The organism is Roseburia porci, assembly GCF_009695765.1.
Lineage (GTDB): Bacteria > Bacillota > Clostridia > Lachnospirales > Lachnospiraceae > Roseburia > Roseburia porci.
In genome coordinates this window covers 26,623-41,123 of the sequence record NZ_VUNI01000025.1, presented here as the reverse complement: position 1 = coordinate 41,123, position 14,501 = coordinate 26,623, and the positions used below count along the sequence as shown (strand labels likewise).

General features: G+C 40.4%; 16 protein-coding genes and 1 tRNA gene. 9 read left to right on the top strand and 8 right to left on the bottom strand.

Translation table 11 applies throughout. From position 1 onward, the window contains the following. Positions 1-178: 178 nt before the first annotated feature. Complete coding sequence (locus FYJ75_RS12410; protein WP_154430741.1) at positions 179-1,264, top strand: helix-turn-helix domain-containing protein; 1,086 nt, start codon at positions 179-181, stop codon at positions 1,262-1,264. Continuing rightward, entirely contained in the window at positions 1,245-2,960 is a 1,716-nt protein-coding gene (locus FYJ75_RS12405; protein WP_154430740.1) for an ABC transporter ATP-binding protein, read from the top strand. Before FYJ75_RS12410 ends, FYJ75_RS12405 begins: the two co-directional genes overlap by 20 nt. Here the strand turns inward: FYJ75_RS12405 and FYJ75_RS12400 are convergent. Next, positions 2,942-4,159, bottom strand: a complete 1,218-nt coding sequence (locus tag FYJ75_RS12400; protein WP_328596942.1) for an HD-GYP domain-containing protein — start codon at positions 4,157-4,159, stop codon at positions 2,942-2,944. The genes FYJ75_RS12405 and FYJ75_RS12400 overlap by 19 nt on opposite strands. Here FYJ75_RS12400 and FYJ75_RS14960 point away from each other — a divergent pair. Together FYJ75_RS14960 and FYJ75_RS12390 are read left to right on the top strand one after the other, a co-directional pair. Further along, on the top strand, positions 4,143-4,421 hold the full coding sequence (locus FYJ75_RS14960) for a hypothetical protein (RefSeq protein ID WP_154430738.1): 279 nt from the start codon (positions 4,143-4,145) through the stop codon (positions 4,419-4,421). The genes FYJ75_RS12400 and FYJ75_RS14960 overlap by 17 nt on opposite strands. After that, complete coding sequence (locus FYJ75_RS12390) at positions 4,339-4,548, top strand: Fe-Mn family superoxide dismutase (RefSeq protein ID WP_154430737.1); 210 nt, start codon at positions 4,339-4,341, stop codon at positions 4,546-4,548. Before FYJ75_RS14960 ends, FYJ75_RS12390 begins: the two co-directional genes overlap by 83 nt. Here the strand turns inward: FYJ75_RS12390 and FYJ75_RS12385 are convergent. From FYJ75_RS12385 to yfcE, 3 genes are read right to left on the bottom strand one after another with little or no spacing between them, the layout of a single operon-like run. Further along, positions 4,532-5,704, bottom strand: coding sequence for an MFS transporter (locus FYJ75_RS12385; RefSeq protein ID WP_154430736.1), 1,173 nt, complete (start codon positions 5,702-5,704; stop codon positions 4,532-4,534). The genes FYJ75_RS12390 and FYJ75_RS12385 overlap by 17 nt on opposite strands. A gap of 29 nt (positions 5,705-5,733) precedes the next feature. Further along, entirely contained in the window at positions 5,734-6,630 is an 897-nt protein-coding gene (locus tag FYJ75_RS12380; RefSeq protein ID WP_154430735.1) for a LysR family transcriptional regulator, read from the bottom strand. A 12-nt stretch (positions 6,631-6,642) separates the two neighbouring features. After that, positions 6,643-7,179, bottom strand: coding sequence for a phosphodiesterase (yfcE, locus tag FYJ75_RS12375; RefSeq protein ID WP_154430734.1), 537 nt, complete (start codon positions 7,177-7,179; stop codon positions 6,643-6,645). Between the two features lie 131 nt (positions 7,180-7,310). Here yfcE and FYJ75_RS12370 point away from each other — a divergent pair, with 131 nt between their 5' ends. Continuing rightward, the gene (locus FYJ75_RS12370; protein ID WP_154430733.1) at positions 7,311-8,519 is read left to right on the top strand and encodes a glycerate kinase family protein; all 1,209 of its coding nucleotides are present in this window, start codon (positions 7,311-7,313) and stop codon (positions 8,517-8,519) included. Between the two features lie 74 nt (positions 8,520-8,593). After that, positions 8,594-9,409 (top strand): bacteriohemerythrin, encoded by an 816-nt coding sequence (locus FYJ75_RS12365; RefSeq protein ID WP_154430732.1) that lies wholly within the window; start codon positions 8,594-8,596, stop codon positions 9,407-9,409. A 161-nt stretch (positions 9,410-9,570) separates the two neighbouring features. Here the strand turns inward: FYJ75_RS12365 and FYJ75_RS12360 are convergent, their stop codons facing one another. Further along, a complete protein-coding gene (locus tag FYJ75_RS12360) occupies positions 9,571-10,491 on the bottom strand; it encodes an aminoglycoside phosphotransferase family protein (protein ID WP_154430731.1) in 921 nt (306 codons plus the stop codon). 67 nt (positions 10,492-10,558) lie between these two features. Continuing rightward, complete coding sequence (locus tag FYJ75_RS12355) at positions 10,559-10,861, bottom strand: hypothetical protein (protein WP_154430730.1); 303 nt, start codon at positions 10,859-10,861, stop codon at positions 10,559-10,561. Positions 10,862-11,405: 544 nt separating this feature from the next. Between FYJ75_RS12355 and FYJ75_RS12350 the strand changes: the two genes are divergently transcribed. Then, positions 11,406-11,561 carry a hypothetical protein gene (locus FYJ75_RS12350; RefSeq protein WP_154430729.1) on the top strand — a complete coding sequence of 52 codons (156 nt, stop codon included), beginning with the start codon at positions 11,406-11,408 and terminating at the stop codon, positions 11,559-11,561. Between the two features lie 102 nt (positions 11,562-11,663). After that, complete coding sequence (locus FYJ75_RS12345) at positions 11,664-12,416, top strand: plasmid recombination protein (RefSeq protein ID WP_154430728.1); 753 nt, start codon at positions 11,664-11,666, stop codon at positions 12,414-12,416. A 251-nt stretch (positions 12,417-12,667) separates the two neighbouring features. Here the strand turns inward: FYJ75_RS12345 and FYJ75_RS14625 are convergent, their stop codons facing one another. Then, positions 12,668-12,799, bottom strand: coding sequence for a hypothetical protein (locus FYJ75_RS14625; RefSeq protein WP_268878606.1), 132 nt, complete (start codon positions 12,797-12,799; stop codon positions 12,668-12,670). A gap of 255 nt (positions 12,800-13,054) precedes the next feature. On the opposite strand from FYJ75_RS14625, the gene FYJ75_RS14695 reads away from it, so the two are divergent. Then, positions 13,055-14,323: a tyrosine-type recombinase/integrase gene (locus FYJ75_RS14695; RefSeq protein ID WP_154430727.1), complete on the top strand. Its 1,269-nt coding sequence runs from the start codon at positions 13,055-13,057 to the stop codon at positions 14,321-14,323. A gap of 91 nt (positions 14,324-14,414) precedes the next feature. Here FYJ75_RS14695 and FYJ75_RS12335 read toward each other — a convergent pair. After that, positions 14,415-14,486 (bottom strand) — tRNA-Lys (locus FYJ75_RS12335). Positions 14,487-14,501 lie beyond the last annotated feature (15 nt).

The following is a 14,501-nucleotide window of genomic DNA, read 5'->3' as shown; positions in this document are numbered from 1 at the left end:
TGTGTTATCATGTAGGTATATCTCCTTTAGGTGGATTGGTTGATATTTTTTCGCAACTCTATTTTACCATAAACCTTGAGGAGATATTTTATTTTAACAACAAAAAATGCCGTATTTATGCGGTTTTGGGCGTTTCGCAAACACCTAAATAAATAACAGATCGAGAGGAGAAATCATTATGACATTAAAGCTTTCCGATAATATCCGTTCATTTCGAAAAGAACGCTCACTCACCCAGGAGCAGCTGGCCGAAGTACTCGGAGTAACTACAGGTGCTGTATACAAATGGGAAGCGGGTCTGTCGATCCCGGATCTGAGTCTGATCGTTGAAATGGCTGATTTTTTTGACACTTCCATGGATGTCCTGATCGGCTATGAAATGAAAAACAACCGGGTTGAAGAGACTTTAAACCGGATTCGGGAATATATCTACAACAGAGACTACACTATGATTTCCGAAGCTGAAAAGGCACTCAAAAAATACCCAAATCATTTCCGGATTGTTCATCGCTGTGCACAGATGTATCGCATCTTCGGACTGGAGCTGGCCGATGAAAAAAAACTCCGGCGTTCCCTGGAACTCTACGAAAAAGCCCGTCTTCTTCTGAACCAGAATACCGATCCGCTGATCAGTGAGTTTACGATTTACGGGGATATCGCAGATGTCTATCTCTCTCTTGGCGAAAACGAAAAAGCCGTGGAAATCTTCAAAAAGCACAATTCCGCCGGACTTTATAACGACCGGATCGGACTTACGCTTGCCACCAACGGAGGAGACAAAGATGAATCTCTTTTCTATTTATCCGAAGCACTGATTGCCTCGATCAGTTCGATCATACGTACCATTACCGGGTATGTAAATGTATTTTTTGACAATGAAGAGTTTGAAGATGCCGAAGCGATACTGCTCTGGCTTGATCAGATCCTGTCCGGCTTAAAATATGATAATATTCCCAATTCCTTTGACAAGCTGAACGGAACTTTTCTGTCCTTGCTTGCACATACGCAGCTTGCACTTCACAAACCGGATGCGGCAAAGCAGACTCTGCTCCGTGCAAAGGAACTGGCATTATGTTTTGATGCAGCACCGGACTATGCTACAAATGCCATGCGTTTTATGCATTGTGAAGAACTTTCCAGTACTCATGATGATCTTGGTGCCACCGCAGTCTCCGGAATTGAGAAAACAATTTCCTCTCTGGAAGATCAGACACTGACCAATTTGTGGAAGGAGATATTGAAAAATGAAACAGAAACCGCTTAAAAAGCAGTTGATCGAACAATTTTATCACAAAAACAAACTATTTTTTACCATCGCAATCATCGCATCCCTGCTGACCGGATCACTCAATCTGATCCTCTCATGGCTGATCCAGCAGTTGATTGACGCCGCATCCGGTTCTTCCGGATGCTTTACTTTAAAAACCCTAACTCTCATCAGTATCGGATTCATCTTCCTTTGTATCGGAAGCCTGCTCCTTGATTACATATCGGAGCCACAATATATCGAAAAAGCGATCCGTCAGTACAAAGATTTAGCATTTCAGAAACTGACCCAGAAGGGCATCGCTTCCTTCAGTGATGAGACGACTGCCACCTATCTCTCTGCTCTGACCAACGATGCCACAAGCATTGAGAATGATTATATTTCCCAGCAGTTTACACTGATCACCAAATTTGTCATGTTTGTGGGTTCACTTGGCATGATGCTCTGGTATTCTCCGCTTATGACAGCCATTTCCGCCGGCCTTACCATTCTGCCGCTGGCCGCTTCTGTCATGACCGGAAATAAACTTGCCCCTGCAGAACGCAAAGTATCGGACCGCAACAAAGATTTTACCTCCTCTCTGACAGACTGCCTTACCGGTTTCACCGTTGTCAAAAGCTTTCAGGCAGAAAAAGAGATCTTTCAGCTTTTTGCCGGAAATAACCAGACGCTGGAAAAAGAAAAATTTCACCGCCGCCGTATCAAAAACATGGTGTCCATGATCGGCGCTACCACTGGAATCTTCGCCCAGCTGGGTGTATTTATTGTCGGCACTTACCTCTCTGTCGCCGGACATGGACTCACACCGGGTACTGTCATCATGTTTGTAAACCTCATGGGATTTCTTGTTGATCCAATCGCAGAACTTCCTGGACTTCTCGCAAGCCGTAAGGCTGCAAAAGGACTGATCGGCAAACTCGCTGATGCACTGGAACAAAACAACGAAAAAGACGGTGGAACCGATATCCATACCCTTACCGATGGAATCCGTCTTTCCCACGTATCCTTCGGCTATGAGGAAAACAAAGAAATTCTGCACGATATTTCAACCACACTGGAAGCAGGAAAATCTTATGCCATTGTCGGAGGCAGCGGGAGCGGAAAATCCACACTTTTAAATCTTCTGATGGCATCCAATTCCAATTATTCCGGCGAGATTCGTTTTGACCATACCGAACTGCGTGAGATCAGCAGTTCTTCCCTCTATCGCCTGATCTCCATCATTCAGCAGAACGTCTTTGTATTTAACGCATCTATCCGTGATAACATCACCATGTTCCGCAATTTCCCGAAGGATGCAATCCACTCAGCGATCGACCATGCGCACTTAAATACGCTCATGGAAAAACGCGGTGACCAGTATCTTTGCGGTGAAAATGGAAAAGGCTTATCCGGAGGCGAGAAACAGCGAATTTCCATTGCACGAAGCCTGCTTAAAAATTCTGCTGTCCTCTTTGCGGATGAAGTCACTGCTGCCCTCGATCCACAGACCGCTTATCAGGTCTCCAGCGATATTCTGGATCTCAAAGGCATCACACGTGTTGTGATCACACATTCTCTTGACGAAGCCCTTTTGAAACGCTACGACCGTATTCTGGTCATGAAAGATGGCAGTCTTACCGAACAGGGAACCTTCGATGAACTGATGGCAAAGAAAGATTATTTCTATGCACTTTATACTGTTGTGCAATAACAATCAATCAGTTTTTCTGTAATCTCACCGTCGATCCAGTTTTTGGCGGCCATATCCCTCATAATGGCAAAGGCCTGCTCCTTTGCCATTCCTTTTTTATACGGACGTTCCTCGGTCAGTGCCTGAAAAATATCCACACATGCCATCATGCGTTCCTGAACTCCAAGGTCCTTTGCCGTATAACCAAATGGATACCCGCTTCCATCCAGTCTTTCGTGATGTAATGCAGCCCACCTGGTAATCTCTTCAAAGCCCGCAACCTGATGCAGCATCTTATAGGTGTACCACGCATGATCTTTCATGCTGTCATATTCTTTTTCCGTCAGTTTGTCCGGTTTCTCCAGAATATCATTTTTGATCGTAATCTTTCCAATATCATGCAATGCCCCTGCAATATACATTTTCTGGGCAGTATCCATATCCATTCCCATAAAAAGCGAAAGCCGGTATGCACTCTTTGCAACACCGATCGAGTGCTGACTCGTAAAATGCGATTTGTAATCCGTAATCCCGGCAAATATGTCCGTCAGGTCTTTTAGCACTTCAAAGCTATACTCTTCTTTCTGTCTTGGCAGCATCTCCCACAGCTGATTTGTAAATTCCCCCGACTCTAACAATCCAACGTATTTTTCTTTTGCAACCCGCTGAAGCGCCGCCACACACTCACTGTCAAACCATGTATTTTCATGCTGTTTTACAAAATCCTTGGCATTTTCCCACACATGTTCTGCATAATTGTCCGCCTGAAAAAATCCATCCAGCACATCACACATATGTATGATCCTTGCAAAAAGATGCACCTCATTCCATTTTTTTTCAAATGGTCCCGTTCCATCCGCTTTCTCATGATGATACAGGATCACATTTGTCATGTCGGTGTGAAACGGATATTTCCGCATATTCCGCTCTCCATAAATACAATGAAGTCCGATCCTTCTAGGCGGCTGTTTTGCGCTCGCAATGAAGGGCTCGTTGTGATACTCTTCTGCAATATACTGCGTCAGCGCATTGTCATGCATCAGCGCACAGGCCGCCAGATCCTGAATAGCATTCCCTGAAATTTCCATTTCCTGTGCAATACAGATGCTCATGTATGCAACACGCTTTGCATGTCCTGTTGTAACATGAATCAGTTCACTCTCCACACAGTCTAATGCATAGGAAAATGAAATCAAAAGTCCAATGATATCTATTTTCACCAATCTATCCTCTTTCAAAACTATACGAATGTTTTCTGTTGTACCTTCTAATTATAAATCGCATACACTAAAAAGAAAAGGATTTCACACCATGAACTATCCTTTCACCAATCCACCGCTCCCATATGCATATGATGCATTGGAGCCTTATATCGATACTTTGACGATGCATCTGCATCATGACCGGTCATCTGCAGATCCTTCCACTTGCCAATCAGGATACTCCTCTTCCACTCCGGCTTACCCCACTTTTAAATATTGATGTGTGGGAACATGCCTATTATCTGAAACATTATAACCTTCGAAAAGACTACATTGCCGACTGGTTTCAGGTTGTTCACTGGAGCAACGCAAACAGGATCTATGAAGAATTTATTTCTTTTTTGTAAAACAGATTGCTGCGATCAGCAATACCGGAAATACAATTGCTGCAAGGATTCCGATTCTCAGATTATCTGCTGCTGCACTTGACACGTATCCGACCAGAGTCGGTCCGCCGGAACAGCCCAGATCTCCGGCAAGCGCAAGCAGTGCAAACATCGCAGTCCCACCATTTCGAATCGCTGCAGACGCCTTGCTGAAGCTTCCTGGCCACATAATTCCAACGGACAGACCACAAATGGCACAGCCAGCCAATGACACCACCGGTGATGGTGCAAGTGCAATGCAAAGATATGAGAACACACAGAGTCCGCCGCTCGCAATCATAAATCTGTCCAGATTCAGCTTGTCCCCAAACTTCCCGTAAAAAGCACGTGCACTTCCCATCAATATTGCAAAAGCCATCGGTCCGGCCAGATCACCGATTGTTTTGGTCACCCCAAGCCCCAGCTCTGCAAAAGTAGATGCCCACTGGCTTACTGACTGTTCACTTGCCCCTGCACATAACATCATAAGCATAAGAAGCCAGAAGATCTTGTTCCGGAATAATTCCTTCATGGAAAGCCCGCTCTCTCCCTCTTCGATCAGTGGTGCGATCGGGCTTTTCAAAAATACGATTCCATTCACGACAGGTATCACTACCCACAAAAGTGTAAGGATTCTCCAGTTTTCAATTCCTGCCAGGCGAAAAAATATCGTAGATAGCAGCACAACCCCAACATGTCCCCAACAGTAAAAAGAATGCAGAAGACTCATTGCCTTTTCCTTATTGTCCGTCGGACAGCTTTCCATGATCGGGCTGATCAAAACCTCGATCAGTCCGCCGCCAAGTGCATAGATCACTACGGAAATGCAAAGCCCGGTATATGCATCCGGCAAAATCTCAGACAGAAAAACAAGTCCAGCCAGCCCTGCTGCTGAAAATATATGAGCAAGTACAATAGAGATCCGATATCCGATCTTATCTACAAATCCAGCCGACAAAAGGTCTACCACAAGCTGAACACCAAAATTCAGCGTAATCAGCATTGTGATCCGGCTCATTTCGATTCCATAGGTTCCCTCAAATGTTAAAAACAAAAGAGGCACAAAATTATTTACAATCGCCTGAACAATATATCCTGCAAAACATGCATACATTGTTCTCTGATAATTCTTATTCATAACTGATTCTCCAAAATCATTTTTTATGGTCAGATATATTTTCTGAGAGCTTCCAGATATGTTGAAGCAAGCCTTCCCAGTTGTCCCTTCTGATGCATGATATAACCAATGTGCATGTCCTGATCATCTTCAAGTGGAACTGCAATAATATCCTGTCCATTCAGTTTCTTGTCAATCACACCACTGCATACCGTGTAACCATTCAGGCCGATCAACAGATTAAACAGTGTTGCGCGGTCGCGTACTCGTATGTTTTTCTTTCGCTCTTCCTGCGCAAATATTTCTTCGGAAAAATAAAAAGAATTGTGTTCGCCCTGTTCAAACGACAAAAACGGATATGGCTCAAGATCCGAAGCAGAGACCGACTTTTTCCCTGCAAGTGGATGTCCACTGCTGATAAATACATGTGGTTTTGCAACGAAAAGCTCCTGAAAGCTCAGCTTCTGCTCCTTTAAAATCTTGCGGATGACTTTCTCATTAAACTCATTCAAATATAATATGCCGATCTCACTCTTCATGCGCGCAACATCCTCAATGATCTCATATGTCTGCGTCTCTCTCAGGCTGAAATCATATTCATCCTGACCGTATTTTTTGATCAGATCCACAAATGCATTCACCGCAAACGAATAATGCTGGGTTGACACACAGAACTGTCTTTTCCCGCCGTCATTGCCTTTGTACTTATCTTCAAGAATTGCTGCCTGCTCCAATACCTGCCTTGCATAGCCTAAAAAGACTTCTCCTTCTCTGGATGGCGTAATTCCTTTATTAGTCCTGTGAAAAATCACAATGTTCATTTCTTTTTCCAGCTGCTGGATTGCACTCGTCAGACTTGGCTGTGAGATATAAAGTTTCGCTGCCGCATCGGTGATCGTTCCAGTCTCCGCAACTGTCGTCACATATTTTAACTGCTGTAATGTCATACTGCCTTCCTTTTATCTTTCCATCTGGATATTTCCGTCCAGATCCTTCCATAGAAAATGTCCGTTTTCAAGTATCATATATCCATGCCAGCTTCCTTCTTTCGGGATGGACACAGACCCCGGATTCATATACGTATACTCTTCATGCTCAACACATTTCGGTACGTGTGTATGTCCGTGCAGCAGAATATCCCCTTTATGCAATGGTGGCAGATGATCTTCATGGAAAATGTGACCATGTGTCGCATAAATCAACTGTTTGCCCTCTGCGATCACGCAATAATCCGCCAGAATTGGAAATTCCAGAACCATCTGGTCCACTTCTGTATCGCAATTGCCACGCACACAAAGAATATCCTGTTTTCTTGCATTCAAAAGCTCAATCACCTTCTTAGGATTGTATTCCCTTGGAAGATCATTTCTTGGTCCATGATACAGAATATCCCCAAGCAACAGCAGGCGGTCCGCTTTCTCTCTGTCATATGCCGTGCAGAGTTCCCTGCAATAATATTCTGAACCGTGAATATCCGATGCGATCATCCATTTCATTTAGCAATTCCTCCGAATAAAAAGTTTATCTCCGTACATTATATCATTACTCTGATTTTCAATACAATGTTCCATTTTGCATATTTTTTGTTATGATTAGTATAGTAAATATCTACTTCTGGAGGCGTAAAATGCGAGTAACCATAGCAATCGATTCATTCAAAGGCAGTCTTTCTTCTATCGAAGCCGGTCAAAGTGCTTCGGAAGGAATTTTAAGAGTTTTCCCGGATGCATCTGTTCAGGTCTGTCCCATTGCGGATGGCGGTGAAGGCACCGTTTTGGCTTTAACCTCCGGTATGGGAGGCGAATTACATGACATCACCGTGACCGGACCTTTATCTGAGCCGGTTCTCTGTCATTATGGAATTTTTCACAATTCAGATGAAACTTCCCAGGCTCCATCCAAAACAGCGATCATTGAAATGTCCGGTGCTGCCGGGATCACGCTTGTTCCGGAAAACAGGCGTAATCCTCTTTATACAACCACATATGGTGTTGGCGAAGTGATTGCCGATGCCATACAAAATGGATGCCGGAATTTTATTATTGGGATCGGCGGAAGCGCTACCAACGATGGTGGTGTTGGAATGCTCCAGGCTCTTGGCTTCCAGTTTCTTGATAAAAATAACCAGCCTATTCCACGCGGTGCCATTGGTCTGAAAGACCTTGCTTCCATCCATTGTGAACAGGTTCTTCCTGAACTGAAGGACTGTCATTTCCGGATTGCATGTGATGTCACCAATCCACTTTGTGGCACAAATGGATGCAGTGCAATCTTTGGGCCTCAGAAAGGAGCTTCTCCGGATATGATTTCCGAGATGGATCACTGGCTCAAAAACTATGCCAGGATTGCCTGTCCTGTAATGAACTCTTCCACTTGCAACAATTCTGATTTTCCCGGTGCAGGAGCTGCCGGCGGTCTTGGTTTTGCATTTCATGTATTTTTGAATGCTGCACTTGAACCCGGAATTGACATCGTTCTTGAAGAGACGCATCTTGAGGATTTCATCAAAAATTCAGATATTGTTATTACTGGAGAAGGCAGATTAGATGACCAGACCGCAATGGGAAAGGCACCTGTCGGCGTTGCCAGAATTGCCAAACGCTATGATCTGCCAGTCATTGCGCTATCCGGCTGTGTCACCGATGGTGCCCATGTATGCAATGCATCCGGAATTGATGCATTTTTTCCAATCTTAAAAAATGTTGTCACCCGTGAAGAAGCTATGTCCACAGAAACTGCCCGAAAAAATCTCGCCGATACCGCAGAGCAGATTTTCCGGTTAATTCATACCTGTTTCCTGTATGAACAAAATTTAAAACCTGGCTTTTCTAACTAGACCGCCTCCATCTGCCGTGGTATACTCAAGTCATCACAGGAAGCATCCGTCTTAGACAGAAAGAAGGTATACTTATGATACAGTTTACAGATGATTGTAAAATCGGGGTAGAACGCATTGATAACGAACATGCACATTTATTTTCTCTTTTAAATGATGCTTATGAATTACTGCAAAATACTGAAGAAGATTACAGTGCAAAGGTTCAGGCTCTCTTATTAGAGCTTCAGGCTTATGCCGCTACGCATTTTAAGCATGAGGAAGATTACATGATCGAGATCCGCGATCCGGAACTGATCTCCCAGAGAATCCAGCATAAACATTTTAAGGATAAGCTTGCAGAATATGATTTTTCATCCATTGACGTTTCCACCCAGCGTGAAACACTCCTGGAGCTGATTGATTTCATTACAAAATGGCTCTATAAACACATCCTTGGAAGTGATATCCAGATCGGACAGTTTGAGCCGATGGAAGAATGGATGACACAGGAAAACGTATTTGCTTTTACAGATGAATACCGGACTGGAATTGAAATGGTCGATCTGGAACACGAACAGCTTTTCCATATTATTGACAAAGCCAATACTCTGGTTGAATCTTATAATCCGGAATTCGGCTATGATAATGTCATGGAACTGTTAAATGAACTGAAAGAATATACGGAAATGCATTTCCATGATGAAGAAGAATATATGGAAAGCATCCATTATGACGGACTTGCCGCCCAGCAGAATGCCCATAATGCTTTTATTGAAAAACTTGGAAGCATTAACCAGTTACAGCTTGATGAAGATCCGGAAAAATATCTGCACGACCTTATTGATTTCTTAACCAAATGGCTCATACAGCATATTCTCCGGATGGATAAACAGATTCCCGTTAAATAACAAAAACGTCACTCAGGTAAATGAGTGACGTTTTTGTTGTCCGTGGTTCGAATCCGGTATATATGATTCTCATAATGAGACATCGGGGATTCGAAGTTCTACGAATTTCCCAAACCCGCTAAAAGAAAGGAGTTCAGCGGTTCTTTTTCTCGACTTACTCATTACTTACTCAAAGCACATTTTTTATACTTATCTGTATACCATTTTGGTATATATGTATTAAAATCTTCATAGTCTTCAAATGCCATACGACATCGTGCTACCATTCCATCAATTTCCTCTTGTCCAAATTTTTCAGCCCATTTGATTGAATATAATGAAGCATGTGCAACATATACTGCAAGTGTAATCCAAAAATCATTTGGTATTTCATCATCAAAATAAGCATCTATCTGACCTATACAATATGGAATACTATTTTCAATTCCAAAACTTTCGAGTTTATAAAATTCTTCGTAAGGGTCGCCTATTTCCCAACGATTAAAATCTATTACACCAATTGCCCCCTCTTTTGTATAAATTAAATTTCCTGGATGATAGTCGCCATGCATATATACTGGTTTCTGTCGCCATATTTGGTCAATATTTTCCTTTACATAGTTGATAGCAATCTCATCTCCATCTATTCTAACTTTTGAATCCTCATAGCGAGATAACTGTAATATTTTTTTTGGTTTTTTTGTATCTTTAGGCAAATCATCTTCCTCAACCACTATGGAATGTATTTTCTTCAAAATCTTTCCCGCTTCTCTACCAAGTTGATACTGTTCATTTTCAGTCAATGTAGGTAATATTTCTTCCAAATCTTTACCCTCTACCCAAGTAAGCAACATATATACATTTTTTTCATTATTGCAAATTCCAAAATCAATAGGCAAAGACATATTAATACCAAGCTTTGAATACTTTTTTATAATCTCATACTCTTTTTGCTTGATACTATACTGCTCAATATCGGATATTCTAAGCAATAAGCATTTTCCATCTTTTGTCTTGATAAAATATTTGTTATCACTTGACCACCCCTTTGAAACTTTTTTAATACTCTCCCAAGTTTCACTATTCTTTATATCTTTAAACATTTCTACACCTTCCCTTTTAAAATCTGTTTAACGGATTCTATTCTACCACATTCCCCAAAACATTTCTTCAATCAAATAGATTAAACTTTGGAATCTCTTTTTTATCTCTGTAATTTCTTAAATGATTTACTGCTTCCATGAAGCCCCATCCATATAAAACTTGAAGTGTGCCGATATTGTCTTTATATGCTTTCGTGGTGGTGTTGAACTGATAACTATGGTCATCATATATCACGATGTGCGATTTGTCCTTTTTTACGATTGTTCCATTATTACGAACCCTATAACTTGCTCTATCATACTGGAGTAAATACTCCTTTAAATTGATTTGTTTAAGTTCTTCTATTTCTACTCTTTCTATTCCGTGCATTATTAAACCTCCATAAATTGTTATGCTTAAAGAAAAAGAAGCAAAAAGAAAGTTCTTGGTAGCAAGCGAAGCCCTAACGGGCTTAACGCAATCTTTTTTCTTTTAACTGCTCAATCTCTCAAGCGTCTATTGTTTCTCACGCTCATCTTCCTCTGCTCGCTCTTGTACGCTCTAGAGCTCTCAAGGTGTTTTTTGACAAAAAAAGAACAGCAGAAAATAAGCTATTAAGTTGCATACCTTTAATAACCAAATGAAATAAATATAAAATTGCCAGCAATCAAATAAATGCACACTGGGAAACAAAGAAACCGAATTACTGTTTTTCGTGTGCGTGTTCTTCCCCTGAGAAAGTCCAGTGATTAAAAGCATGGTGTTCTCTGTGAGTTAAATGAAAGGTTTTTAAACATTGCTTTTATGTAATTTTGACTTTCTACTCACAATATGCTCGATTTCATTTCAAATGTGAGAAAATTTTTCAAAAGTATAAAATTTTATGCTTTTGCTACTAGTCAACAAGCATATTTAGATTGAGGAGGTGGCAGGAATGAACGAAGATAAAGAAAGTTTAGACAGTAAAATTAACCGCTATCGTGAAGAATGTAAAAGAAAGGCTTCTTCCAGTTCTTCCGATGGTACGGAACAATTTACGGAATTAGTAGAAAAATACAAACCATACACTTTTGACGATGACGAAAGATGATTTTACCCGCGACCTTGCTTGCCAAGGTATAGCGGGTTAGACCTTTACAAGATTTAGAAGCATAGGCGGTCTTGTAAGGTCGCAGATGAAAGGAGGGGAATTATGGCAGTTTTATCTTTTCATTGCCAATGTTATAAAGCAGGTGCATTAAAAGGAATTGACGCACATAACAGACGATTACATAAAAAACACATAAGCAATCCTGACATTGATAATAACTTATCATGTAATAACCGAATATATAAAGCACCCGTGAAGTCTTTATATGCCGATTGTAAAGCCTTAATACAAAAGAAAGTGATAGCAAACGGAAACCGAGTAAGAAGAGACAGTAATTGGATTGTTGAATGCATCTTTACATTTCCCGAAGATTTGCCCTTGGAATTACTCGATAGTTATAATACACTTGTGCTTTCTTATATGGATTCTCGTTTAGGTGGCAATGAGAATCTAATTGAGGCGGTGTGTCATGTCGATGAAATAGGAAGACCGCACCTACACGCTGACTATTGCTTAATAACATCAGAGAACCGTTTATCTTCCAAAACGCTTATTACAAGAGATTTCATTAAGTCCATACACGACAAACTCCCTCTAGTATTGCAACATCATAATTTTGATGTGCAAAGAGGAGAATCCATTCCACAAAGGCAGGGAAAATTAAACCCTGCGGACTACAAAAAAGCAAAGGAACGAGAAAAGAAAGAACTCAATGATAAAATCAATAAGTTAGCAGCAGAATATAACCGCCTTGTAGAACTTTATAACAAACTACTAGCGGAAGCGGTCATGTTAAAGGAAAGAAATATTCAAAAGGCAAGAGCCATTCTTGAAGAAATGGAACGAAGCCGATAAAAGACAAATAGGAATTGGGCAACCAATTCCTATTTTGCTAGATAATCTTTATAATCTTGTAAGTGCTTATTATAAATCTCTTGTAAGGTCATATCATCGTAAATGAATGTATATGGCTTACCATGATATATCATTTTAAAATCGTTATAATCTTCTATTTTCGTTTCCTTTAAAGTGAGTTTACTAGCTTTAAAGTTTAAATTCCCTGTGCTATGTACTGAATACCAATGAATTGGGGACATATCCGTTCTTTACACATAAACTCTTAACAGTTCATCTTTATCATGTAATATAACTACTTTGTGAAAAATACCATCATGTATATCTTTCTCTATCTGTTTAAAGATTGCATTTAGTCTTTGTCTTTTTCCATCGTATTTCATCAATCCCACCTCCAACAAAGTGATTATATCATAGATACCCATAATTTGCACCAACTGAAAAATGTGCCATGGCACGAAGTGGCTCGGTACATTTTGAAGGCGGTAGGACAAGGCTTGTCCTTGTCAGATTCTTTTTCTAATCTATCGAAATACTTCGGCAAAATTGCTTCATTTTGGCTATACAGACGTCCCACACTTTCTTTCTATCTTGCATGCTATATATGTAAGACAAAAAAAATCCTAAAATGAAAGGTGGTGATTTCTATAACTGAACTTGAAAAAAATGAACTCTTGAAAATTCTTGAAAGCGGAGTTACACTCGGAGCAGACGAGAAACAAGAACTCGCTGATTTAGTTGAAAAAATGAATAAAAGAAAAGTTATAGAAAACCACCCTTATGCTATCTCTGTAATACAGATAGACGGAAAACCATACTATACGACCTATGTTGCAGATGATTCTAAAAAGGACGGACGACGAAAGATTTCAGCCCAAAAGCGAGAACACCTTGAAAACAAAATATATGAAGATTATAAGCAGAAAACAACTCTCTCTTTTGACATGGTATGTAAAGAATGGTTAAAAGCACATAAGAGCGAAGTGAAGCCACAAAGTTTCCAACGCCTCATGACCGATTACAACCGCTTTATTCCTAATTGCAATTTTGCCAAGAAGCCAATTAAAAGCATTGAAGCACTTCAAATAAGGGAATACTTACAAAAGACGATTATTGATGAAAAACTCGGCGAGCAGGCATATAAGAATTTAAAAACGATACTTCGTGGAACATTTGCTCATGCAGTGGAACGCAAATATATTCTCATCAATCCTATGAGAGATTTAACTGTATCTACTGTTAATTTGGCAAAGCCAAAGAAAAAGGCAAGGGAAGAAGTTGTATTCACAATCAAAGAACGAGACTTACTTCGTGATTACATTACAAAAGATAGTGAAAACTATGGCGATACTGTACCTTATTCCATTCTGTTAAGTTTCCAGTTGGGTTTGCGTGTTGGCGAGTTAGTTGCTTTAAAATGGTCTGACATCAGCAAAGGCACTATTCACATTCAAAGACAAGAAGTGATTTATGATGTGTATGATGACGATTTAAACAAAACAAAATCCTCTGTGCATGAAGTTGTAGAATATACAAAGACGCAGGCAGGCGAGCGAATTTTACCACTCACACCAGAAGCAAAACGCATTTTAGACAAAATCAAAGAATGGAATAAAATCCACAAGTTAAAAAGTGATTTCATCTTTGTAAATGCAAGCAATCACAACTTTAACAGACAACGAATTAACACCTGCTTATATTCTTACTGTGAAAAAGTAGACATTATTAAAAAATCATCTCATAAAATAAGACGCTCTGTAATTTCCAGTTTATTGGATAACCTCGCCAATAAAAAGGCGGTGCAGGAATTTGCAGGACATGAAAACATTGAAACAACTTTCAACTCTTATTATAAAAATATTAGTGATGATGATGATTTAATAACTGGAATGTGTGCTTGTTTGTAAGTAAAAATTACTTACTCACTACTTACTCAAAAAATTTAGACATAAAAAAGCGGAAGTGCCTAATTTTAGGTACTTCCACAATTTTACTTAATGAGACATCGGGGATTCGAACCCCGGACAACTTGATTAAAAGTCAAGTGCTCTACCACCTGAGCTAATATCCAAGAAAATCAATAGT